4 protein-coding genes and 1 pseudogene are annotated in these 3,576 nt (G+C 66.4%); all 5 read left to right on the top strand.

Going from position 1 to position 3,576, the window contains the following annotated elements:
* Positions 1 to 287 (top strand): annotated as a pseudogene (locus tag A2J02_RS15085) (phenylalanine--tRNA ligase subunit beta); the annotation flags it as partial.
* 113 nt (positions 288 to 400) lie between these two features.
* Complete coding sequence (locus A2J02_RS15080; RefSeq protein ID WP_068050959.1) at positions 401 to 958, top strand: hypothetical protein; 558 nt, start codon at positions 401 to 403, stop codon at positions 956 to 958.
* A gap of 52 nt (positions 959 to 1,010) precedes the next feature.
* Entirely contained in the window at positions 1,011 to 2,066 is a 1,056-nt protein-coding gene (argC, locus tag A2J02_RS15075) for an N-acetyl-gamma-glutamyl-phosphate reductase (protein ID WP_068050957.1), read from the top strand.
* A gap of 32 nt (positions 2,067 to 2,098) precedes the next feature.
* Positions 2,099 to 3,301 carry a bifunctional glutamate N-acetyltransferase/amino-acid acetyltransferase ArgJ gene (gene argJ / locus A2J02_RS15070; protein WP_197478036.1) on the top strand — a complete coding sequence of 401 codons (1,203 nt, stop codon included), beginning with the start codon at positions 2,099 to 2,101 and terminating at the stop codon, positions 3,299 to 3,301.
* On the top strand, positions 3,298 to 3,576 hold a 279-nt coding region (gene argB / locus A2J02_RS15065), incomplete at its 3' end, for an acetylglutamate kinase (protein WP_197478035.1). The genes argJ and argB, both read left to right, overlap by 4 nt.

The following is a 3,576-nucleotide window of genomic DNA, read 5'->3' as shown; positions in this document are numbered from 1 at the left end:
CGCCGTATCCGGCGGTGCTGCAGGACGTGGCCGTGGTGGTCGACGCGTCCGTACCTGCGGCGTCGGTGGAAGCCGCGCTCACGATCGGCGGTGGCGACCTGCTCGAGTCGATCCGGCTGTTCGACGTCTACGAGGGCGAACAGGTCGGCGAGGGTCGCAAGTCGCTGGCATTCGCGCTGCGGTTCCGAGGTGCAGACGGCACCTTGACCGAGGATCAGGCAACGGCTGCACGCGATGCGGCGGTCGACGCGGCATCGAAGGCCGTCGGCGCGCAGCTGCGCAGTTGAATCAGCGCAGTTGCGCAGTTGAACAAGCGCAGTTGCGCAGTCGATCCGTGCACACCCGGGCTCCGGTGTCCGTAGCGTGGAGTCACGAGTACGACGGGTGACGGGAGCAGCGCATGAGTGAATTCGGAACAGACGGTGCGGCGACGGATCTTCAGGTGATCGAGGAGATCCTGGCTGCAGTGGCCGGTCGGTCCCGGTTGGCCCCGGTGGCGGCAGCCGCATCGGCGCTGGCGGTCGAGTTGCGCAATGCTGAGCCCGAATCCACTGGACCCGATCGCGGTGCACCACCCGGGACGGTTCCCGACGTCGACGTTCCGCAGGTGACCAAGCCGCGGATCGACCAGCCGCTCGGTGATCCACCGCCGGGGGCTCCGCTCGGCGGCACGGTTCCGGGGATAATCGATGCGGAGCTGGTCGAGGACCAGCCCGTCGGTAGCGGATACGGTGCCGGTGCGGTGAGCGCGCCGATCGGTGACTTCACCGATTCGGGGGTGCCCACGTGGGACGGTGTACGCGACAAGGTCGAACAGCGATCGGGCACAGCCGTCGGCGCGGAGGAACTGGACCGAGAGTCCAGGGCGGGCCGTGACCTCGACGAGCAGTGGAACGAGCGGCAGGACGCCGGCCGAAAGAAGCTCGACGAGATCCGCAGGTCCATGGGCGGACGCTGACACACCGGACCCGTTCATGAATGAGCTTGCATGATGCTGCATAATAAACCGTATGACTATTTCGGAGGCCACGCCGAGGCGCATCGCGGTGGCGGGCGCAAGTGGGTACGCCGGCGGCGAGATTCTTCGATTGCTGCTCGGGCACCCGGGAGTGCGCGACGGTTCGTTGGTCATCGGCACGCTGACCGCGGGCGGCAATGCCGGTGCGACGCTGGGTGAATTCCATCCCCATCTGTTGCCTCTCGCAGACCGCGTTCTCGCGCCGACCACCGTCGACGAGCTCGCGGGTCACGATGTCGTGTTCCTGGGGCTCCCGCACGGCAAGTCCGCCGAACTCGCGCTGCAGCTGCCCGAGTCCGTGGTGATCATCGACTGCGGGGCCGACTTCCGCCTCACCGACGGTGCGGCCTGGGAGAAGTACTACAAGAGTCCCCATGCGGGCAGTTGGCCGTACGGATTGCCGGAGTTGCCGGGCTGCCGTGAGCGATTGGTCGGTGCCACTCGCATCGCGGTTCCCGGGTGTTACCCGACGGTGTCGTCTCTCGCGCTCGCACCTGCCGTCGCCGCAGGCATCATCGAGCCCCGCGTCAATATCGTTGCCGTCAGCGGTAGTTCGGGTGCCGGCCGAGCTCCGAAGGCCGATCTTCTCGGTTCGGAGGTGATGGGTTCGGTTCGGGCGTACGCGGTTGCGGGCGCACACCGCCACACTCCCGAGATAGTCCAGAACCTCTCGGCGCTCGCCGGTAGCGATGTCGCGGTGTCCTTCACACCGGTTCTCGCACCGATGCCTCGCGGAATCCTGGCCACCTGCACCGCGATCACCACCGCCACGCAGGCACAGGCCGTCGAGGTCTACGAGAAGGCATATGCCGCAGAGCCGTTCGTGCACGTGCTTCCAGCCGGTCGCCTTCCCCAGACCGGTTCGGTCATCGGGTCGAACGCCGTGCAGATGAGCGTGTCGGTCGATGCGGACGCCGGCTTGCTCGTCGTGATCGCGGCCATCGACAACTTGGCCAAGGGCACGGCTGGAGCTGCCGTCCAATCCATGAATCTTGCACTGGGAATCACCGAGACCGAGGGTCTCTCTACCGTAGGAGTAGCACCATGAGCAGCGTCGGGAGCCAGGCGGAGGCCGTCGGCATGATTGCGGGCAAGCTCGTGCGCACGCAGGGTGTCACCTGTCCTGCAGGTTTCCGCGCTGCCGGTATTCCGGCCGGAATCAAGGCGAGTGGCAAGTCCGATCTGGCCTTGGTGTTCAACGAGGGTCCCGATTTCGCTGCGGCGGGTGTGTTCACCCGCAACAAGGTCAAGGCTGCGCCGGTGTTGTGGTCGCAGCAGGTGCTCTCCACCGGACGGCTGCGCGCGGTCATCCTCAATTCCGGTGGTGCCAATGCCTGCACCGGTGCGCCGGGCTTTCAGGACTCGCACCGTACAGCCGAGGAAGTGGCGTCCGCACTGAGCAATTGGGGTTCCGAGACCGGAGCGATCGAGGTTGCCGTGTGCTCGACGGGTCTCATCGGTGATCGGCTCCCGATGGACAAGCTGCTGCCCGGCGTGACCGAGGTGGTGCACGAACTCGCGGGTGGAATTTCGGGTGGTACCGATGCGGCGTACGCGATCATGACCACCGACACCGTTCCCAAGCAGGCGGCCGTTCATCATGCCGACAAATGGAACGTCGGCGGCATGGCCAAGGGTGCAGGCATGCTGGCACCGTCGTTGGCCACGATGCTCAGCGTCATCACCACCGATGCCGTCGCCACCGCGGACCAGTTGGACAAGGCACTGCGCGCGGCGACCCGGATGTCCTACGACCGGCTCGACGTCGACGGCGCGTCCTCGACGAACGACACCGTGCTGCTGCTCTCGTCCGGAGCCAGCGGAGTCGCACCGTCTCAGGAAGAACTCGACGCCGCGGTCCTGGCGGTGTGCGACGACCTGGCCGACCAGATGATGGCCGACGCGGAGGGCGTCACCAAGCGGGTGCGGATCACCGTGTCGGGCGCGATGAGCGAGGACGACGCCCTGATCGGCGCTCGCGCGGTCGCCAGGGACTCCCTGACCAAGACGGCCCTCTTCGGGTCGGATCCCAACTGGGGCCGGGTGCTCGCGGCAATCGGTATCGCCCCGATCGAGCTCGATCCGGATCGAATTGCCGTGTCCTTCAACGGAAATCCGGTCTGTATCGACGGCGTGGGAGCGCCGGGAGCTCGGCAGGTCGATCTGTCCGGTGTCGACATCTCGGTGACCATAGCTCTCGGTCTCGGCGCAGGGTCTGCCACCATTCGAACCACCGATCTCTCGCACGCGTACGTCGAAGAGAATTCGGCGTACTCGTCATGACCTCGGCCGCACTGCAGTTGACGGCCGCGCAGAAGGCCTTCACGCTCGCCGAGGCTCTGCCCTGGCTGCAGCGATTCTCGGGCAAGGTCGTCGTCGTGAAGTACGGCGGAAATGCCATGATCGACGAGAATCTGAAGCGGGCGTTCGCGGCCGACATGGTGTTTCTGCGCACCGTCGGAATCCATCCGGTCGTCGTTCACGGCGGCGGGCCGCAGATCTCGGCCATGCTGACCAGACTCGGCCTGGCCGGTGAATTTCGCGGCGGATTCCGCGTC

Origin of the sequence: Rhodococcus sp. EPR-147, assembly GCF_001647185.1 — a bacterium.
Classification (GTDB): domain Bacteria; phylum Actinomycetota; class Actinomycetes; order Mycobacteriales; family Mycobacteriaceae; genus Rhodococcoides.
This window is presented reverse-complemented; position numbering and strand designations above follow the sequence as displayed.